This is a genomic window from Rhodococcus ruber NBRC 15591 (genome assembly GCF_001894945.1).
Taxonomy (GTDB): Bacteria; Actinomycetota; Actinomycetes; order Mycobacteriales; family Mycobacteriaceae; genus Rhodococcus; species Rhodococcus ruber.
On sequence record NZ_BCXE01000010.1, the window covers coordinates 26602 to 45922 of the forward strand.

The window sequence follows — 19321 nt, forward strand, 5'->3', positions numbered from 1 at the left end:
CGGCCGATAATGTGATATCACTTTAATATCTCATTGGAGTCTCCGGAAAGGGAGTCCCGCCATGTCCGCCACCTCCTCCGTCGTCACGGAGCGGCCCGGAAGGTCCGTCAACGGCTGGTCCGTCCTCGCGATCGCGCTCACCGTGGACATCGCGGCCGTGGCGCTCGCCGTGTTCGGCGCGCTGAACCACAACGTCGCGCTCGTCGTGGTCGGCGCGGTGCTGGTCGTCCCGGCCACCGTCGCGCTCGCCGGCCTGGTCCTCGTCGAGCCCAACGAGGCGCGGGTGCTGCAGTTGCTCGGCAGCTCGTACTCGGGCACCCTCCGGAAGGACGGGTTGCGGTGGATGAACCCGCTCAACACCCGCCGCAAGGTTTCGACCCGGATCCGCAACCACGAGACCGGGATCGCGAAGGTCAACGACGCCGACGGCAACCCCATCGAGATCTCGGCGGTCATCGTGTGGCAGGTCGAGGACACCGCCCGGGCCGTGTTCGATGTCGACGACTTCGAGGAGTTCGTCGCCGTGCAGACCGAGGCGGCCGTCCGTCACATCGCCGGCAGCTACCCGTACGACGCGGGCCCGGAGACGTTGTCGCTGCGGCAGAACGCCGACGAGATCACCACGAGGCTGTCCGCCGAAGTCGACGAGCGGGTCGGATCCGCCGGCGTGCGGGTCGTCGAATCCCGGATCAACCGGCTCGCGTACGCGCCCGAGATCGCGCAGGCCATGTTGCGCCGGCAGCAGGCGGGTGCGGTCATCGCCGCGCGTGAGCAGATCGTCAAGGGCGCGGTCGGCATGGTCGCAACCGCCCTCGAACAGCTCGAGAAGGAACACACCATCGAACTCGACGAGGAGCGCAGGGCCGCGATGGTGAGCAACCTGCTCGTGGTCCTGTGCGGCGACCAGAGCGCGCAACCGGTGCTCAACACCGGATCGCTCTACGCCTGACGCGTCGTCGACACGATGGCCGAACGCAAGAAGCTGCTGCTCCGGCTCGACCCTGCGGTCCACGACGCCCTCGCACGCTGGGCCGCCGACGAGTTGCGCAGCACCAACGCCCAGATCGAGTTCCTGCTCCGTCGTGCGCTGAGCGAGGCCGGACGCATGCCACGCGAGGCCGGGCGCATCCGCAAGCCCGGCCGGCCGCGCGCGGACGAGGACTGACGCGGAGCGCCCTCGCGCCCGCCCCCGGCGGGTGCGATGATGCGTGCCGTCGACGAAAGGTGAAGCACACATGATGGGGATCAGCCGTGACGGCGACGTGGTCACGCTCGAACTGCGGCGCGAGGAGCGCCGCAACGCGCTCAACACCGAGCTGTGCGTCCAGGTCCGGGAGGGGCTCGAGGAGGCCCTCGACGGGGGTGCGCGTGCGGTCGTGATCACCGGGCGCGGCTCGAGCTTCTGTGCCGGCGCCGACCTGTCGGGCGACGTCTACGCGGAAGGATTCCTCGACAGCCTAGGGGAGATGCTCCGTGCGATCCAGGAGGCGCCCGTCCCGGTGATCGCCGCGATCAACGGCCCCGCGATCGGTGCGGGCACCCAGCTCGCTCTCGCGGCGGACCTGCGGGTCGTCGCCCCGGGCGCCCGATTCGCGATTCCGGCGGCGCGTCTCGGTATCTCGGTGGACCGGTGGACGGTCCGGCGGCTGGTCTCCCTGCTCGGCGGCGGCCCCGCGCGGGCCGTGTTGCTCGCCGCCGAACCGGTCGACGCCCACGAGGCGGTCGACCGCGGTCTGGCCAACCGGATCGGCGACCTCGTCGCCGCGCAGTCCTGGGCACGCGAGATCGCCGAACTCGCCCCGTTGTCGCTGCACGCGATGAAGCTGTTCCTCAACGACGACGGCACGCGCGACGAGCCGTCGCCCGAGCAGACGGCCGCGCTCGCCGCGGCGTGGCTCAGCGAGGACGCCCAGGAGGCGCGCCAGGCCCGCTCGGAACGCCGGGCGCCGGTCTTCCGCGGTCGCTGAGCGCGCCCGCGCTCGTGCAGCTGAGCGCGCCCGCGCTCGTGCAGCCGTGCGCGCCCGCGCTCGTGCAGCCGTGCGCGCCCGCGCCCCTACAGTGGTGGGGTGAGCGTCAAGCAGACCGCCTCGTCCGCCCTTGCCGGTGCCGGCTTGCTGTGGGTGGCGCGGGCCGCCCGCGGCGTCCCGGGCTCGATCGGCGCGACCCCGGCGGACATCCGTCCGTACGCCGCCGGCTCACCCCGGTATCGGAACGGGCGCTTCCACAACTCGGAGCCGAGCAGCACCGTGCTGCCCGAGGCCGGCGGCAGCCTTGTCAAGGACATGCTCACCCGCCGGTCCTCGGGTGTGCCGCGCGACGCGGTGCCGCTCGCGCCGCCGCTCGCGCCGGTGCAGGCCGCGGAGCTTGCGGTGACCTGGTACGGACACTCGAGCGCCCTCCTCGAGATCGACGGCCACCGGATCCTCGCCGACCCGGTGTGGAGCGAGCGGGTCTCGCCGTCGGCCGCCGTGGGCCCGGCCCGGCTGCACCCGTCGCCGGTCGAACTCACGGAACTGCCGCCGATCGACGCCGTCGTGATCTCCCACGACCACTACGACCACCTCGACCGCGAGACCGTCGAGGCGCTGGCGGCCACGCAGCCCGAGGCCCGGTTCCTGGTCCCGCTCGGTGTGGGCGCGCACCTGCGCCGGTGGCGGATCCCCGCCGACCGGATCGTCGAGCTGGACTGGGACCAGCACACCGAGGTGGGTGCGCTCACCGTCACCTGCACCGAGGCGCGGCACTTCTCCGGCCGCGGCCTGATCCGCAACATCACGTTGTGGTCCTCGTGGGTGATCGCCGGGCCGACGCGACGGGTGTTCTTCGGCGGCGACAGCGGCTACACACCCCGGTTCGCCGACCTGGGGGACCGCTACGGGCCCTTCGACCTGACGCTGCTGCCGGTAGGCGCGTACGACCCGCGCTGGCCCGACGTGCACATGAACCCGGAGGAGGCGGTGCGCACCCACACCGACCTCGGCGGCGGTGACCATCCCAGCCTGCTCGTCCCCGTACACTGGGGCACCTTCAATCTGGCGTTTCACGCATGGTCCGAGCCGATCGCGCGGCTCCTGCCGGCCGCGCGCGCGGAAGGGGTACCCACGGCCGTACCGATGCCGGGGCAGCGGATCGACGTGCTGCGGCCGGGCTCGCAGGTTCCGTGGTGGGTTCCGCTCGGCTGACTTCGGTGCGCCGGTAGGGTTTCCGGCCTGCCACACGGGGTATCCGGCCGTCCGTCGGGGCGAGTCGGAGGGAGGCCGGTCATCGTCGAATCGTTGATCTTCGGGATCGTCGCGTCGAGCGCACTGGTGCTCGGGGCGTTGGTGGGCGGCTGGGTAGAGATCCCCAAACGCGTTCTCGCGGCGATGCTGGCGTTCGCCGCCGGCGCGCTCATCACCGCCCTGTCGTTCGAGTTGTTCGAGGATTCGTACGAGAAGGGCGGCATCTGGCGCGCGGCGATCGGCCTCGCGGTCGGCGCGATCGTGTTCACCGCGCTCAGCGCGTGGTTGGACCGGGTGGCCGAGGGGCGGCGCGAAAAGGACCACGGCAGTGAGAAACTCGACGTCGATGCCGCCGCCGAGGGAACCGCGCCGTCGTCGTCCTCGGTCAGCGGGGCGGCCGGTCTGGCGCTGCTGGCGGCGGTCACCCTCGACGGGGTGCCCGAGAACGTGGCGCTGGGCGTGTCCCTGGGGGAGGGCACCGGCGGTCTCGCTCTGCTGGTCGCGATCTTCGTGTCCAACTTCCCGGAGTCGCTCGTCGGCAGCGCCTCCATGCGCGCCCAGGGCCGGTCCCGGAGGTACATCGTCGGGATGTGGGTGGCGTGCGCCGCACTGCTGACCGTCGCCGTCGTCGTCGGGGCCGGGCCGCTCGCGGTGACCCCGCCCGAGACGATCTCCCTGCCGTTGGCGTTCGCGGCGGGCGCGGTGCTGGCCTCGCTGGCCGACACCCTGATGCCGGAGGCCTACGAGAAGGGCGGTCCCACGGTGGCGCTGAGCACCGCCGCGGGATTCGTGCTCTCGTTCGTCCTCGCGACGCTGTGAGCGACGTCAGCTCGCCGCGGCGGCCCGCCTGCGTTCGACGAGTGCCCGCGTGACGAAGAAGGCGATCGCCACACTCGCGACGGTGCGCACCAGCCGATTGACATCCACGGCCGGCTGCCACGACAGCTTGCCGCCGCTGATGACGTACGCGCCCACCGGGCGAGCACCCACCCCGAAGCCGCCGCCTTCGCCGTTCTCCCCGTCGGGTGAGTAGCCTCCGCCGCCGCCGGCACCGCCGGAGACCACGGCCGCGGTGATGACGGTCAGGCCGTCCTTCTCGATCGGTTCCGAGTACACGCGCTTGACGGTCACCGTGTCGCGCGCCTTGGCCATCAGGTCCTCGAGATTCACTTCCGCCCCCTGTCCGTCGTGGATTCGACTCCGGCCGGCCGGCCGCGCCCCTCATTCTCGGCCGTGACCGGGCGCCGGGGAAGTGCCCAAGGTCCCTGCGAGCGCGAAGGCGCGGCGACTGTGCCGGACGAGTTCGCGCACTGCCGGCGCGCCGGTATCGGACCAGATCAGCGACAGCACCGCGGGCGCGGTGGCGTCGTCCACGGCGAGCCCGCACAACCGGTCCTCGACGTGCGCGGCCATCGAGCGGCTGAGGATCGCCACGCCCAGTCCACGGGCGGCCAGGTCGGCGACGGTGTCCGGGGAACTGGCCTGCAGGGCGATGTCGGGGCGCAGGCCGGCGGCGGCGCACGCCCGGTCGAACACGGTCCGGATCCCGGTGCCCGGGGGCATGGACACGACGGGATGGGCGCACACGTCCACGAGGGTGAGAGGTGCGCGTCCGGTCAGGGGGTGACCGGGCGGCACGGCGGCGACGATCGGTTCGCTGACGAGGGTGAGCGCCTCGAGGCCCGGGGGCGGTGCGGCGGCGGTGCCGACGAGGGCTAGGTCCACGGTGGCGGCACGTACCCGCTCGACGAGCCGGTCGGAGGCATCCTCGACAAGGGTGATCTCGACCCCCGGATGCGCGCGATGGAACGCGGCGAGCGCGTCGAACAGCCCGGTGACGGTGCAGGCGGTGACCATGCCGACCACCAGCCGTCCCCGGATCAGGGTCGTCACCTCCTCGACCGCCTGCCGGGCGGCCGCGGCGGAGGCCAACGCCGCCCGGGCGTGCGGCAGCGCCGCACGCCCGGCCGCGGTCAGGGTGGCAGCGCGGGTGGAGCGGTCGAACAGGGCGGCGCCGAGGTCGTGCTCGAGCTGGCGGATCTGGGCACTGATCCCGGACTGGCTGATGTGGACGCGGTGGGCGGCCCGGGTGAAGTTCGCCTCCTCGGCCACCGCGACGAAGTACGCGAGCTGCCGCAGTTCCATAAGCTCGGATTCTAGTTTCGATCAGAACAATCTGTTGGACTTCTCATTGCAGGAGTCGGAGGCTGGAGGAGTCCCACCCGTCCGTAGAGAGGATCGCCGTGTCCGATGCAGAGAAGGCCTGGCAGCCCGAGGATCTCACCCGCCTGTTCGTCGAGCGCTCCAACGCCGGCGACGCGGCGGGCGTCGCCGCCCTGTACGAGGAGGACGCCGTGATGGCCTACCCGCCGGGTAGTCGCACGGTGGGACGCGAGGCCATCCGCCGCCTGTGGGAGCAGGTGCTCGAGCACGCGCCCCGATTCGAGCCCGAGCCGTCGCTGCCGACCCTCATCAGTGGTGACCTCGCGCTGACCGCCACACCGCCGAAGGACGGCGCCGGCGCCCGGGCCCAGGTGGCCCGCCGCCAGCCCGACGGCAGCTGGCTGCGGGTGCTCGACCAGCCCGAGTTCGTCCGCCCGGACCGCTGAGCCGGGTCGCGAGCCGCGTCACGGTGTGGGGGTGGATCGCAACGGGTGGCTTAGCCTGTTTCCCATGGCAGCAGAGGAGCCCACCGCGGTCGCCGACCAGGCAGCTGTGCCCCCGACCGACGCGCGGCACGTCGCGCTGGGCCTGACCACCGAGCAGGTCGCCGAACGGGTGGCCCGGGGCGCCACCAACGACGTGCCGGACCGGGCGTCGCGGTCGGTCGGAGAGATCGTCCGCGCCAACGTCTTCACCCGCATCAACGCGATCCTCGGCGTCCTGCTGGCCATCGTCCTGGCCACCGGATCGATCATCGACGGCATGTTCGGCCTGCTGATCATCCTCAACAGCGCCATCGGCATCGTGCAGGAGATCCGCGCCAAGTGGACCCTCGACCGGCTCGCGATCGTCAGCCAGGCCAAGCCGCTCGTCCGCCGCGACGGGGTGGTGGCCGAGCTGCCGCCGCACGACGTGGTGCTCGACGACATCATCGAACTCGGACCCGGCGACCAGGCGGTGGTCGACGGCGTCGTCGTCGAGACCGAGGGACTCGAACTCGACGAATCGCTGCTCACCGGCGAGGCCGACCCCGTGCACAAGGAACTCGGCGCGCGGGTCCTCTCCGGCAGTTTCGTCGCGGCGGGCAGCGGCTCCTATCGCGCCACGAAGGTCGGCCGCGATGCGTACGCGGCCCGGCTCGCCGAGGAGGCCAGCAAGTTCACGCTCGTGCACTCGGAACTGCGCGCCGGGATCGACAAGATCCTGAAATTCATCACCTACCTGATGATTCCGGCGGGCCTGCTCATCATCTACAACCAGCTGTTCTCGAGCGGCCAGCCCCTCGGTCCCGCGCTCAGCGGCATGGTCGCCGCGCTCGTGCCGATGGTCCCCGAGGGGCTGGTACTGATGACGTCGATCGCGTTCGCCGTGGGCGTGATCCGTCTCGGTCACCGGCAGTGCCTCGTGCAGGAACTGCCGGCCATCGAGGGACTCGCCCGCGTCGACGTGGTGTGCGCCGACAAGACCGGCACGCTCACCGAGAACGGCATGCGCCTGGCCGACCTCGTGTGCGTCGACGGCAGCGACGAGGCCGCCGTCCGTGCCGCCCTCGCGGCGATGGCGGCCGACGATCCGCGTCCCAACGCCAGCGTCCTCGCCGTACGCGAGGCCCTGCCCGACGACCCCGGCTGGGGAGAGGCCACCGCCGTCGCCCCGTTCTCGTCGGCGAAGAAGTGGAGCGGCCAGTCCTACGGCACTCACGGCAACTGGGTGCTCGGCGCCCCCGACGTGCTTCTCGATCCGGCCTCGGCGACGGCCCGGCGCGCGGAGGAACTCGGCGCACAGGGACTGCGGGTGCTGCTGCTGGGCCGATGCGACCGGGCCGTCGACGACCCGCAGGCCCCCGGCGCCGTCACCGCGCAGGCCCTCGTCGTGCTCGAACAGCGGGTGCGGCCCGACGCCAAGCCCACCCTCGAGTACTTCGCGAGCCAGCACGTCGACGTCAAGGTCATCTCCGGCGACAACGCCGTCTCGGTCGGCGCTGTCGCGACGTCGCTCGGCCTGCCGCACGCCGAGCATCCCGTCGATGCCCGCGCCCTGCCGGAGGACCGCGACCGGCTCGCCGACACCCTCGACTCGGCCACCACGTTCGGTCGCGTGCGGCCGGACCAGAAACGCGCGATGGTCGGTGCGCTGCAATCGCGCGGGCACACCGTCGCCATGACCGGCGACGGGGTCAACGACGTGCTGGCGCTCAAGGACGCCGACATCGGGGTCGCGATGGGCTCCGGGAGCCCGGCCACCCGCGCGGTCGCGCAGATCGTGTTGCTGGACAACAAGTTCGCGACCCTGCCCTACGTCGTCGCCGAGGGCCGCCGGGTGATCGGCAACATCGAGCGGGTCTCGAACCTGTTCCTCACCAAGACCGTGTACTCCGTGCTGCTGGCCTTCCTCGTCGGACTGTCGGGTGCGTTGTCCCAGGTGTTCGACTACGAGCCGCTGCCGTATCCGTTCCTGCCGCGGCACGTGACGATCGCGGCCTGGTTCACCATCGGAGTCCCCGCGTTCATCCTGTCGCTCGCTCCCAACAACGAACGGGCCCGTTCCGGATTCGTCTCGCGCGTGATGCGCCTGGCGATCCCGTCGGGTGTGATCATCGGGATCAGCACCTTCGTCTGCTACCTGCTGGTGTACGCGGGGCCCGAGCAGACCGAGGCGCAGAAGATGCAGGCCGGCACCGCGGCGCTGATCACCCTGATCATGATCGCGTTGTGGGTGCTCGCCGTGGTGGCGCGGCCGTACGTGTGGTGGAAACTGGTGCTGCTGGGCGGCTCGGTGCTCGGCTACGTCGTCCTGTTCGCGTTCCCGGCCGTCCGCGAGTTCTTCGCGCTCGACATCTCCAACGTCGGCGCCATGGTCACGGCGTTCACGTGCGGGGCGATCGGCGTGGTCCTCGTGGAGGTCTCATGGTGGGTGACCGGGCGGATCCACGGTGAGCACCGTCGGTTGTTCGCCGCCAGTGAAGACCTGCTGCCCGGCGAGCACTGACCGGGGACGAGATCACTGCCCGGCCGCGGCCGGGGACGAGATCACTGCCCGGCCGCGGCAGGTTTGGGACCGGGCCTGCGGTGGCACGCTGAGGCATCGATCCCCCGAGCGGAAGGAGCAGGCAGATGGGCTTGAAGGATTCCATCAAGGGCCTCGTCGACAAGGGCAGGGCCTACGCGGAGAAGAACCCGGACAAGGCCGACCGGTTCGTCGACAAGGCGGGCGACGCCGCCGATGCCCGGACGGGCGGCAAGTACGCCCAGCACGTGGACAAGGTTCAGGACGCCGCGAAGAAGCACCTCGGTACCGCGGACAATCCCGTCCCCGGAACGACGCCGGCCCCCGGGGGACAACCCGGTCCGGAGTCGGATCCCGGTCCGCAGGCGCAACCGGGCCCGCGCACGCCGTAGGTGCGCACGTGCTCGGCGGGAGATCCCGGCCGGGGGTCTCCCGCTCGGCCGGTGGCACGGCCGCCTCGGCTGGTGGCACGACCGCCTCGGCCGGTGGCACGCTGGTGACGACCCACGAATGCACACGGAGAAGGGGTGAGCCTGCGATGCGATTCATGGATTCGGTCAAGGGGTTGGTCGACAAGGGCAAGGACTATGCCCGGAAGAACCCGGGCACGGTGAATCGCGCCATCGACAAGGCCGGCGATGTCGCCCGGACCAAGGGACCGCGCAAGTACTCCCGGCATGTCGGCAAGGCGCAGGACGCGGTGAAGAAGACCCTCGGCACCGAACATCACGGGCCCGGCCCGGATCCTGGACCCGGCGTCCGATAGCGACTCGGCGGACACGGCCCACGTCCGGTCGCGGCCTTGCTGTGTGGCAGGCTGGGCCCGCTCGCTCATTCGGACGAAAGGGATGCGACGTGGGCTTCATGGATTCGGTCAAGGGGATCGTCGACAAGGGCAAGGAGTTCGCGGCACAGAACCCCGACAAGATCGACGACGCGATCGAGAAGGCCGGGGACCTCGCGGACCGCAAGACCGACGGCAAGTACGCCGGCCAGGTCGACAAGGTGCAGGACGCGGCCCGGAAGGCGCTGCGCCCCGAATAGACCGCGCTGACCGAGTGCTGACCAGGTGGATCGCAGCGGATGGTCGGCACGACGGCGAATCCGGTCCTCATGGCTGCCGGATCGCGATCGCGGCAGGCACGTGTGTATATCGCCCGATTCGTCCGCAAGGTCGGACTCCCGGCTGGAATGTGTGACCATGGGACGATGCGGCCGGTAATTCTCGTCGTCTTCCTGATCGTGTGGGTGCTGATCGGCCTGGCGACCGGTCTGTGGATGGCCAGGCGCGGGCACGACCCGAGATGGACCCTGATCGCGGTTGCTCTGGGGCCGCTGTTCGTGCCGATCGCCTACGAACGCGTCGAGCGGCAGCCACGCTCCGCCCGTCCCGAGTCTCCGACAGCGCCGGTCCTCTCGGAGCCGGACGGCCTGCGGGTGCTGATCGGGTTCGACGGATCGCCCCACGCGGAGCAGGCGCTGCGGGAGGCCCGGGCGATCTTCGGTTCCCGGCTCGGCACGCTGAGCCTGGCGCAGGTGGTCTCGTTCGACACGGCGGACGAGGACTGCGCCGAGGCGACGGACGAGGTGTCCGGCCGGCTCGCGGCGGCAACCGCGGACGTCACCGGCGTCGAGGTCCGCCACGAAGTGCTGGCCGGGCCGCCGGGGGAGACGCTGTGCTGGTACGCCGCCGACGGCAAGGCGGACGTGATCGTCGTCGGCCGACGCGGCCGCGGCATGTCGCGGCGACTGCTGGGCAGCGTCTCCGCGCACCTCGTCGAGCACGCCCGGGTGCCGGTGCTCGTCGTCGAACCGGACGCACTCGAGTCGCCGTCCGCGCGACCGTCCGGCCGAGAGGCCCCGTCGCACCCCTGACGCGCACTCCTGACGCACACACGTGGACGACGCCTACGCCCGGCCACCGGCTCGTCCGACGCCGTCGAACCCCCACCCACGTCACAATCGACGGGTGAACGGGACCTGGATTCTGCTCGTCGTCATCGCCGCCATCGCCGTCACCGGTCTCGCCAACCGGAGCAACCTGCAGGCCCCACTCGTCCTCGTGACCATCGGCTCGCTCGCGTCCTTCATTCCCGGAATGCCGCGGCTCGAGCTCCACCCGCACGTCATCCTCGGGGTGGTGCTGCCCCCTCTGCTCTACTCCGCGGCACTGCGCTTCTCCGTCGCGACGTTCCGCAGGCACCTCACCCCGATCCTGCGGCTCGGCATCTTCACGGTTCTCGCGACGGCGTTCGCCGTCGCGCTCTCCGCGTCCTGGCTGGTCCCGGAGTTGACCCTCGGGGCGGCGCTGGTGCTCGGTGCGGTGGTGGCGCCGACCGACGCGGTCAGTGCCGTCGCCGTAGGGCGGAAGCTCGGCCTGCCCAAGCGGGTGATCGCGGTGCTCACCGGTGAGGGCCTGGTCAACGACGCGACCGCACTGACACTGTTCGCCGTCGCGGTGTCGGCGGTCGCCGGCACCCGGGTGTTCGCGACGGATTCCCCGCTGGCGTTCTTCGGGTACGAGGTGATCGGCGGCGTGGCGATCGGCCTGCTGCTTGCCACGGTTGTGCACCTGATTCGGGGCCGAATGTACGATTCTCCGCTGGAAACCGTGCTCGGACTGGTCCTTCCGTTCACCGCCTACCTCGCCGCCGAGGAGATCGGGGCCTCCGGTGTGCTCGCCGTCGTCGCGGCCGGGCTGTACATGGGGCACCGCGCCACCGACGCGTCGGTGGCCACGCGGATCCAGGAGCGGGCCGTGTGGGAGAGCCTCGACATTCTGCTCGAGATGTTCGTCTTCGCCTACATGGGTCTGCAGCTGAAGTTCGTCATCGACGAGGTCCGCGACAACGGCCTCGACGTCCACGTCGCCTTCCTCTACGGCTTCGCGATCCTCGGCGTGGTGATCGCCGTGCGCCCCCTGTGGGTGCTGCTGCACTGGGCGCGACGACGTCTCACGCGGAGCATCGGGCTGGACCGGCTGGGCCGGGATCAGTTCAGCGGACGCGAGTACCTGGTCATCTCCTGGGCCGGGATGCGCGGGGTCGTGACCCTCGCCGCTGCCGGCGGCATCCCGTTCGTCCTCGCCTCCGGTGAGCCGTTTCCCGGACGCGAGATCGTCCAGGTGATCGCCTTCGTCGTCGCCGTGGGCACCCTGCTCGTCCAGGGCGCCACGATGCCGGCGCTCATCCGCGCGCTGAACGTCGCCGACCCGTACGAGCGGCTCTACACCGAGCAACAGACGGAACTCGCGCGCACCATCTCGGCCGCGGCGGCACGACAGCACCTCACCGAACTCGCGGCGAATCCACCGGACGGCGTGGACGCCGACGACCTGCAGCGCATCCTCGACCGGGTGAACCGGTCGATGCAGTCCCGCGCCGAGGCGCAACAGGCGGAGGACGCGGGGGAGCGCGATCCGTCCGTGCTGCACGCGGCGGCGCTGTTCGAAACGTTCCGCCGCTCGGTGCTGCGCGCCCAGCGGCAGGCTCTGATCGCTGCGCGCGACGACGGCGACCTCGACGACGAGACCTTGCGCACGGTGCTGGAGGGACTCGACATCGAGGAGGCGGCCGCGGAGGAACGGATCAACCGTCGGCGGCGCTGACCGTTCGGCCCGGACGGGTGGACGATCAGCCGTACAGCTCCCGGTGCCGCCGCCGCTGTTCCACGTACCGGGGCTCCGCCGCGGCCAGGTCCCACGCCTGCTCGAACACCGCTGCGGCCGCAGCCTTCTCCGCGTCCTCGGGACCCCGGGGGAGCTCCGCGCGGCCGTGCGCGCCGCTGCGACCCCGGCGGTCCTGCGGGACGGGCCCGTCGTACTTGCGACCACCCGGACGAGCGGCGTACCGGCGTGCCCGCGTGTACCCCATCTGGAGGAACTTGCGGGCCATGTCCGCGCCCACGAAATCCCCCTCGTCGAGATACGAGAAGAACATCGTCAGGATCGTGCCGGCACTCGTCCGGGCCTGCTCGACCGTCGCGAACCGCCAGTGCGGCAGCAACTCCGACTTGTACGGCTCGACCTTCAGCACGCCCTGCTCCCCGCGGCCGACACGGTAGAGGTGCGGCTGCCGACGCAGGTCGAGATTCGCGTAGTCGAGCGAGTAGTCGAACGGGCGGGGCCCACGTCGAGCGGTCACCCCCGGGAGTCTCCCACGGCCGATTCGGCGCCGCGCCGCCTTCGGTGCTCTGCCCGCGCCGCGAATCGGCAACTCGTAGCGTGGAGCCATGACCGACCCGCTCGACCGTGCATGCGTCCACCCGTCGCCTCCGCCGCCGGCCGGGTGCGAGCATCGGCCGGAACCGGTGACGCGGTGAACGGCACGGTCGTCGCCCTCCTCGCCGTCGCGGTGCTCGTCCTCGCCGGCGTCGCCGCCCTGTGGCTGCGCACCCGGCGCGGCCTGACCACACCGGCCGAACGCGCCGTGCACGCCACCCTGCACACCGCATCGCTCGCCGCCCGGCCGCTGCGGCGGGGCCTCGACGCGACATCCGCGCAGGAGGCCGCCCCGCACCTGCGCTCCCTCACCGGCACACCCTCCGTCGCGCTCGTCGACGCGGACGGCACCTGCCTGGCGTGGAGCGGTCCCTTCGACGGGCTGTCCGAGCAGTTGCTCGCCGCCGCCCACCGCGCCGTCGCCGAGGATCGGCGCGTCCTCGTCGGTCACGGCGACCTCGTGCGCGGCGCCGACGATCAGGCGGCACGGGCCGTGATCGTGCAGCCGCTCGTCATCGACGGTGTCGGCGTCGTCGGCGCGCTCGGCGTCGTCACAACCACCGAACCCGGACCGGCCCTGCTCGGCGTGCTGACCGAAGTCGCCCGCTACGCCTGCAGCCAGATCGAACTCGCCGAACTCGACGCCTCCCGCGCCCGTCTCGACCGCGCCGAGGTACGGGCCCTGCGCGCGCAGATCAGCCCGCACTTCATCTACAACGCCCTCGGCACCGTCGCGTCCTTCGTGCGCACCGACCCCGAACGCGCCCGCGAACTGCTCCTCGAATTCGCCGACTTCACCCGGTACTCCTTCCGGGCAGCCGGGGAGTACACCCTGCTCGCCGACGAACTGCGCAACATCGACCGCTACCTCACGCTCGAACGGGCCCGCTTCGGCAATGCCCTCGAGGTGCGGCTGCAGGTCGCGCCGGAGGTCCTCAACGTGGTGCTGCCGTTCCTCGCCCTGCAACCCCTCGTCGAGAACGCGGTGCGGCACGGCATCGCCGGCAAGAGCACCCGCACCGGCACCATCAGCATCGTCGCCGCGGACGAGGGCACCGACTGCGTCATCAGCGTCGAGGACGACGGCGTCGGAATGGACCCCGAACTCCTGCGCTCGGGCGACCTCGACGCCGTCGCCGAGGGACAAGGTCGCACCAGCGCCAAGGAGGCGGCGCACGTGGGACTCGCCAACGTCGACGACCGCCTGCGCGCGGCGTTCGGCAACGACTACGGCCTCGTCGTCGAGACTGCCCCCGGGGCCGGGACGAAGGTCAGCATGCGGGTACCGAAGTTCCGTCCCGGGATCCGGGCATGACGCGACCCTTCCGCTACCCGGTCACCCTGGGCGCGAGTGGCCCGGTCCGCTCCGCTCGGACGGTCCGGCATGGCACGATGGACCGGCTGTGAACGAGACCACCGACACCCTCACCGTGCTGGCCGTCGACGACGAACCGCCGGCCCTCGACGAACTCGCGTACCTGCTGCGGCGGCGCGAGGAGATCGGCCACGTCCACACCGCGGGCGAGGCGACCACCGCCCTGCGGCTGCTGCGCGACGGCGGAATCGACGCGGTGTTCCTCGACATCAACATGCCCGGCCTCGACGGCCTCGAGCTCGCCGGCATCCTGCGCAACTTCGCGAACCCGCCCGCCGTCGTGTTCGTGACCGCACACGACGACCGGGCGGTGGCGGCGTTCGACCTCGGGGCCGTCGACTACCTCCTCAAACCCCTGCGCGAGGAGCGGCTCGCCGAGGCGGTGCGCCGCATCGCCGAGCGCCGCCGCACCCGCGAAACCGAATCCGCTGCCGCGGGTGCCGCGGCCTCGGACGAGGTGATCCCCGTCGAACTCGGCGGCGTGACCACGCTGGTGCCGCGGTCGTCCGTGCAGTGGGTCGAGGCCGACGGCGACTACGCACGCCTGCACACCGGCACCGGCTCCCACCTCGTGCGCATCCCCATCTCCACGCTCGAGAGCCGCTGGGCCGACGCCGGGTTCCTGCGGGTGCACCGCTCCTATCTGGTGGCGTTGCCCCTGGTGACCGTCTGGTGGCGTTGCCCCTGGTGACCGGCATCCGCAGCGTCGGTTCCGGCCTCGTGGTGTGCCTGCGCGCCGAGGAGGGCAAGCCGGCCGTCGAACTGCCGGTGAGTCGTCGTCACACCCGCGAACTCAAGGACCGCCTGATCCGCGGCCCGATGCAGACCTGGACGAGCAGATGAGTCCGTCCGGCGGCTCACCGTCGCGCAGCTCGGGGAGCGGTTCGGGCGGCCCGCCGCCGCGTGGTTCGGGCGGCCCGCCGCCGCGGGAACGGGTGGTGCTCGCCCAGCGCCGCGGTGCCCGCATGGTGCGCACCCGCGTGGAGGTCCAGGAACAGACCGAGGTCGGGGAGGCGATGGTGCGCGGCCTGGTCCGCGCCCAGCTCGGCCTCGCCACGCGGCTCGCGCTCGTCGCGGTGTGCCTGCTGTGCGCCCTGCCCGTGCTGTTCCACTTCGTGCCGCACCTGACGGACGTGACCGTGCTCGGCATCCGGTTGCCGTGGCTGCTGCTCGGCTTCGTCGGGTACCCGCTGCTGCTCGGCATCGGCCGGCTCTACGTCCGCCTGGCCGAACGCAACGAGCAGGACTTCACCGACCTGGTCGACGACTGAGCGGCCCATGGACACCGGTTCGATCCCCGTCGCCACCGTCGTCGGTCTCGTCTTCGCCGCCGCCGCCACCGTCGCGATCGGCATCTACGGAGTCCGGCTGGCCCGCACCACCTCCGACTTCCTCATCGCCTCCCGCAGCGTCGGACCCCGCTGGAACGCCGCCGCGATCTCCGGTGAATACCTTTCCGCTGCCTCCTTTCTCGGCGTAGCCGGACTCATCGCCAAGTACGGCGCCGACGCCCTGTGGTACCCGGTGGGCTTCACCGCGGGCTACCTGGGTCTGCTGCTGTTCGTCGCCGCCCCGCTGCGCCGGTCCGGCGCCTACACCGTGCCGGACTTCGCGGAGTTCCGGCTCGGTGCGCGATGGCTGCGCACCCTGTCGATGGTGATCGTCGCCGTCGTCTGCGTGCTCTACCTCGTCCCCCAGTTCCAAGGCGCGGGACTGACGCTGAACATCCTGCTCGGGGTTCCCGACTGGGTCGGCGTCGTCGCGGTCGCCGTCATCGTCGTCGGCAACGTCGTCGGCGGCGGCATGCGCTCGATCACCTTCGTCCAGGCGTTCCAGTACTGGCTCAAGCTCACCGCCGTCGCGGTGCCCGCCCTCGTGCTCGTCGTCCACTTCTTCGACGACGACCGCGCCGTCGGCCGGCCGGCGCCCCCGACGGTCACCGAGCGCACCACCGTCGACGTCACCACCGATGTCGTCGTCCAGGTCGGCGAGCCCCTCGCGGTCACGGCGACCGGACGGGTCGACGGACGGACCGTGGACGGCACCGTGCTGCTCGCGCCCGGTGAGCACGAGGTGGCCGCCGGCACGGCGCTGGTGCTCGAGCCCGGCGCGGCCGTGCCGGTGGTGGCCGGGGCACCCGCCACCAACGACGACTGGGTCGCTCCCGGCGGTGGGATCGGGGGCGCCCACCCCATGTTCCAGGTGTATTCGCTGATCCTCGCCACCTTCCTCGGCACGATGGGCTTGCCGCACGTGCTGGTGCGCTTCTACACCAACCCGGACGGGCGAGCGGCCCGCATGACGTCGCTCGCGGTGATCGCCCTGCTCGGCGTGTTCTATCTGTTCCCGACGCTGCTCGGGGTGTTCGCACGCCTGTACGTGCCGCAACTGCTCATCACGGGCCGCTCCGATGCGGCCGTGCTGCTGCTGCCGGGGTCGGTGCTCTCCGGACTGGGTGGCCAGCTGCTCGCCGCGCTCGTCGCCGCGGGGGCGATCGCGGCGTTCCTGTCCACGTCCTCGGGGTTGCTGGTCAGCGTCGCCGGTGTGCTGTCCACCGACGTGCTGCGCGGACGCGTGCGCGACTTCCGGATCGCGGCCGTCCTCGCGGGCCTGGTGCCCCTCGGCCTGTCGCTGGCGGTGACGTCGCTGGACCTGTCGCGGGCCGTGGGCCTGGTGTTCGCGGTGGCCGCCTCCACGCTGTGCCCGCTGCTGATGCTCGGCATCTGGTGGCGTGGGCTGACCGCGGTCGGCGCGGCCGCCGGCATGGTGACCGGCGCGGTGGTGGCCGGGGGCGCGGCCCTGGTCGTCGTGCTGGTGCGGATCGATCCCGAGGCCGGTGGCGGCTGGGTCGCCGCCGTCGTCGGCTACCCGGCCGCCGTGAGTGTGCCGCTCGCGTTCGCCACCATGATCGTGGTCAGCCTCGCCACCCGCGCTCGCGTCCCGGCGGACGTCGGGCGGGTCTTCTCCCGCATGCACGTGCCCGAGCGGCTCGGGATGGGCCGGGACCGGGAACTCGGGGCGTTCGAGGACACCGGCGTTCCCGCAGAGCCCCGCGGACCGGGCCAGCCGTCCCCGCGTGGGGAGCACTGAGCTGCCACTCGTCGCGCCCGGCAGACCGTTCGCCGCACCGGGCGACAGCTCACCGTGTGACCGGTGCCACCTTCTTTTCGTGTGACTCCGGTCTCACTACGGTATACTGGTAGTACGCCTCACAGGGGCGATCCCTGAAGCCACGACCAAGGAGTCGGCAGTGACCACAGCTCACCTCGGCAAGGGCGGGGCGCTCGAACGCCGCACGCCCGATGCGCAGGACTTCGTCGACATGCAGGCGAGTCCGGAGTTCCAGGACTTGCGCCGCCGGCTCCGGCGGTTCGTCTTCCCGATGACGGGGCTCTTCCTCACCTGGTACTTCGTGTACGTCCTGCTGGCCACCTACGCCGCCGACTTCATGGCGACCAAGGTGCTCGGCAACATCAACCTCGGCCTGATCCTCGGACTCGGCCAGTTCGTCTCGACGTTCGTCATCACCGCGCTCTACGTGCGGTTCGCCAATCGTGACCTGGATCCGCGGTCCGCCGCGATCCGCGAAGAGCTGGAAGGACCGGCCCAGTGACAACGAATGCGCTCGCGCATGTGACAGTTCTGGCTCAGGGTGCCACCGACGTCGGCAACCCGCTGTTCAACATCGCGATCTTCGTCGCGTTCGTCGTCGTGACGATGAGCCTGGTCATCCGGGCCAGCCGCTCGACCAAGAAGGCCTCCGACTTCTACACCGGCGGCGGGCAGTTCTCGGGCCCGCAGAACGGCTTCGCGATCGCCGGCGACTACCTGTCGGCGGCGTCGTTCCTCGGCATCGCCGGCGCCATCGCGGTCTACGGGTACGACGGCTTCCTGTACTCCATCGGCTTCCTCGTCGCCTGGCTCGTCGCCCTGCTGCTCGTCGCCGAACTGCTCCGCAACACCGGTCGGTTCACCATGGCCGACGTGCTGAGCTTCCGGCTCAAGCAGCGGCCTGTGCGCATGGCCGCCGCGCTGTCCACCCTCGCGGTGTCGCTGTTCTACCTGCTCGCCCAGATGGCCGGTGCCGGTGGCCTCGTCGCGCTGCTGCTCAACATCGACGGCCAGCTCGGCCAGGGCATCGTCGTCGCCGTGGTCGGCGTCCTGATGATCGTGTACGTGCTCGTCGGCGGCATGAAGGGCACCACCTACGTGCAGATGGTCAAGGCCGTGCTGCTCGTCGCCGGCGCCGGCATCATGTTCGTGCTCGTCCTGCTGGCTGTCCGCGGCAACTTCTCGCAGCTGCTGGCCGACGCGCAGGCCATGGTCAACAGCTCCACCAACGAGGCCGTCGCCGGTCGCGACGTGCTCGCTCCGGGCGCCAAGTACGGCATCAGCGACATGACCCGTCTCGACTTCGTCTCGCTCGGCATCGCCCTGGTGCTCGGCACCGCCGGCCTGCCGCACGTGCTGATGCGCTTCTACACCGTGCCCACGGCCAAGGAAGCACGTCGCTCGGTGACCTGGGCCATCGCCCTCATCGGCGGGTTCTACCTGTTCACCCTGGTGCTCGGCTACGGCGCCGCCAAGCTGGTCGGACCGGACGTCATCCTCGGCGCCCCCGGCAAGGAGAATTCGGCCGCGCCGCTGCTCGCCTTCGAACTCGGCGGCACCATCTTCCTCGGCATCATCTCCGCCGTCGCGTTCGCCACGATCCTTGCGGTCGTCGCCGGCCTCGCGATCACCGCGTCCGCGTCCTTCGCCCACGACATCTACGCCAGCGTGATCAAGCGCGGCAACGCCTCCGAGGAGGACCAGGTGCGGGTCTCCCGCATCACCGTCGTGGTGATCGGATTGGTCTCGATCGTGCTGGGCATCCTCGCGATGGGCCAGAACATCGCCTTCCTCGTGGCCCTGGCCTTCGCGGTCGCCGCGTCCGCCAACCTGCCGACGCTGCTGTACTCGCTGTTCTGGAAGAAGTTCAACACCACCGGCGCCCTGTTCAGCATCTACGGCGGCCTGATCAGCTGCCTGCTGCTCATCGCCCTCTCCCCGGCGGTCTCCGGCAAGCCGTCCTCGATGTTCCCGGACGCGGACTTCGCCCTCTTCCCGCTCGCCAACCCCGGCATCGTGTCGATCCCGCTGGCCTTCGTCCTCGGCATCGTCGGCACCTTCATCGGGCGCCGCAAGCTGGAGGATCCGGCCAAGCAGGCCGAGATGGAGGTCCGTTCCCTCACCGGTGTCGGTGTCGAAAAGGCTGTCGCCCACTAGGCAACACCCACGGAGCGCGGGTTCGGGGTCGATCACCCCGGGCCCGCGCTTCGGCGTCTACGCTGCCGG

Annotated in this window: 20 protein-coding genes and 1 pseudogene; 18 read left to right on the top strand and 3 right to left on the bottom strand. The window is 71.2% G+C overall.

All coding sequences use genetic code 11. From position 1 onward, the window contains the following. Nucleotides 1-61: 61 nt before the first annotated feature. From RR3_RS06790 to RR3_RS06810, 5 genes are all read left to right on the top strand, one after another. On the top strand, nt 62-949 hold the full coding sequence (locus RR3_RS06790; RefSeq protein ID WP_010593112.1) for an SPFH domain-containing protein: 888 nt from the start codon (nt 62-64) through the stop codon (nt 947-949). Nucleotides 950-964: 15 nt separating this feature from the next. Then, nucleotides 965-1165: a type II toxin-antitoxin system antitoxin gene (locus tag RR3_RS06795; protein WP_003936370.1), complete on the top strand. Its 201-nt coding sequence runs from the start codon at nt 965-967 to the stop codon at nt 1163-1165. 70 nt (nt 1166-1235) lie between these two features. Further along, a complete protein-coding gene (locus RR3_RS06800; protein ID WP_010593111.1) occupies nt 1236-1967 on the top strand; it encodes an enoyl-CoA hydratase in 732 nt (243 codons plus the stop codon). Nucleotides 1968-2066: 99 nt separating this feature from the next. After that, nucleotides 2067-3182 (top strand): MBL fold metallo-hydrolase, encoded by a 1116-nt coding sequence (locus RR3_RS06805; protein ID WP_010593110.1) that lies wholly within the window; start codon nt 2067-2069, stop codon nt 3180-3182. 93 nt (nt 3183-3275) lie between these two features. Continuing rightward, nucleotides 3276-4040, top strand: a complete 765-nt coding sequence (locus RR3_RS06810) for a ZIP family metal transporter (protein ID WP_017679394.1) — start codon at nt 3276-3278, stop codon at nt 4038-4040. Between the two features lie 6 nt (nt 4041-4046). On the opposite strand, the gene RR3_RS06815 is transcribed toward RR3_RS06810, so the two are convergent. Next, complete coding sequence (locus tag RR3_RS06815) at nt 4047-4391, bottom strand: sporulation protein (protein ID WP_010593107.1); 345 nt, start codon at nt 4389-4391, stop codon at nt 4047-4049. A 51-nt stretch (nt 4392-4442) separates the two neighbouring features. Continuing rightward, nucleotides 4443-5366 (bottom strand): LysR family transcriptional regulator, encoded by a 924-nt coding sequence (locus RR3_RS06820; RefSeq protein ID WP_017679395.1) that lies wholly within the window; start codon nt 5364-5366, stop codon nt 4443-4445. A gap of 98 nt (nt 5367-5464) precedes the next feature. On the opposite strand from RR3_RS06820, the gene RR3_RS06825 reads away from it, so the two are divergent. From RR3_RS06825 to RR3_RS06855, 7 genes are all read left to right on the top strand, one after another. Then, entirely contained in the window at nt 5465-5830 is a 366-nt protein-coding gene (locus tag RR3_RS06825) for a YybH family protein (RefSeq protein ID WP_048774094.1), read from the top strand. Between the two features lie 64 nt (nt 5831-5894). After that, nucleotides 5895-8372 (top strand): HAD-IC family P-type ATPase, encoded by a 2478-nt coding sequence (locus tag RR3_RS06830; RefSeq protein ID WP_010593104.1) that lies wholly within the window; start codon nt 5895-5897, stop codon nt 8370-8372. 125 nt (nt 8373-8497) lie between these two features. After that, a complete protein-coding gene (locus RR3_RS06835; protein WP_048774092.1) occupies nt 8498-8782 on the top strand; it encodes an antitoxin in 285 nt (94 codons plus the stop codon). Between the two features lie 155 nt (nt 8783-8937). Then, nucleotides 8938-9156 carry an antitoxin gene (locus RR3_RS06840; RefSeq protein WP_225222245.1) on the top strand — a complete coding sequence of 73 codons (219 nt, stop codon included), beginning with the start codon at nt 8938-8940 and terminating at the stop codon, nt 9154-9156. An 89-nt stretch (nt 9157-9245) separates the two neighbouring features. Continuing rightward, nucleotides 9246-9434, top strand: a complete 189-nt coding sequence (locus RR3_RS06845) for an antitoxin (RefSeq protein WP_010593101.1) — start codon at nt 9246-9248, stop codon at nt 9432-9434. Nucleotides 9435-9599: 165 nt separating this feature from the next. Next, entirely contained in the window at nt 9600-10265 is a 666-nt protein-coding gene (locus RR3_RS06850) for a universal stress protein (RefSeq protein WP_225222247.1), read from the top strand. A 94-nt stretch (nt 10266-10359) separates the two neighbouring features. Continuing rightward, nucleotides 10360-11997 (top strand): Na+/H+ antiporter, encoded by a 1638-nt coding sequence (locus tag RR3_RS06855; protein ID WP_010593099.1) that lies wholly within the window; start codon nt 10360-10362, stop codon nt 11995-11997. A gap of 25 nt (nt 11998-12022) precedes the next feature. Here the strand turns inward: RR3_RS06855 and RR3_RS06860 are convergent, their stop codons facing one another. Next, nucleotides 12023-12532 (bottom strand): DUF4385 domain-containing protein, encoded by a 510-nt coding sequence (locus RR3_RS06860; protein WP_064065841.1) that lies wholly within the window; start codon nt 12530-12532, stop codon nt 12023-12025. 174 nt (nt 12533-12706) lie between these two features. Between RR3_RS06860 and RR3_RS06865 the strand changes: the two genes are divergently transcribed. The 6 genes and pseudogenes from RR3_RS06865 to RR3_RS06890 all read left to right on the top strand — a co-directional run bounded on the left by RR3_RS06865 (nt 12707) and on the right by RR3_RS06890 (nt 19252). Further along, entirely contained in the window at nt 12707-13924 is a 1218-nt protein-coding gene (locus RR3_RS06865; RefSeq protein ID WP_064065874.1) for a sensor histidine kinase, read from the top strand. 88 nt (nt 13925-14012) lie between these two features. Beyond that, nucleotides 14013-14827: pseudogene (locus RR3_RS06870) on the top strand (LytR/AlgR family response regulator transcription factor). Between the two features lie 122 nt (nt 14828-14949). Continuing rightward, nucleotides 14950-15255, top strand: coding sequence for a hypothetical protein (locus tag RR3_RS06875; RefSeq protein WP_225222349.1), 306 nt, complete (start codon nt 14950-14952; stop codon nt 15253-15255). A 7-nt stretch (nt 15256-15262) separates the two neighbouring features. After that, nucleotides 15263-17074: a sodium/solute symporter gene (locus RR3_RS06880; RefSeq protein ID WP_010593094.1), complete on the top strand. Its 1812-nt coding sequence runs from the start codon at nt 15263-15265 to the stop codon at nt 17072-17074. Between the two features lie 160 nt (nt 17075-17234). Next, on the top strand, nt 17235-17597 hold the full coding sequence (locus RR3_RS06885; protein WP_010593093.1) for a DUF485 domain-containing protein: 363 nt from the start codon (nt 17235-17237) through the stop codon (nt 17595-17597). Between the two features lie 20 nt (nt 17598-17617). Further along, nucleotides 17618-19252 (top strand): monocarboxylic acid transporter, encoded by a 1635-nt coding sequence (locus tag RR3_RS06890; RefSeq protein ID WP_010593092.1) that lies wholly within the window; start codon nt 17618-17620, stop codon nt 19250-19252. Nucleotides 19253-19321: the final 69 nt, after the last annotated feature.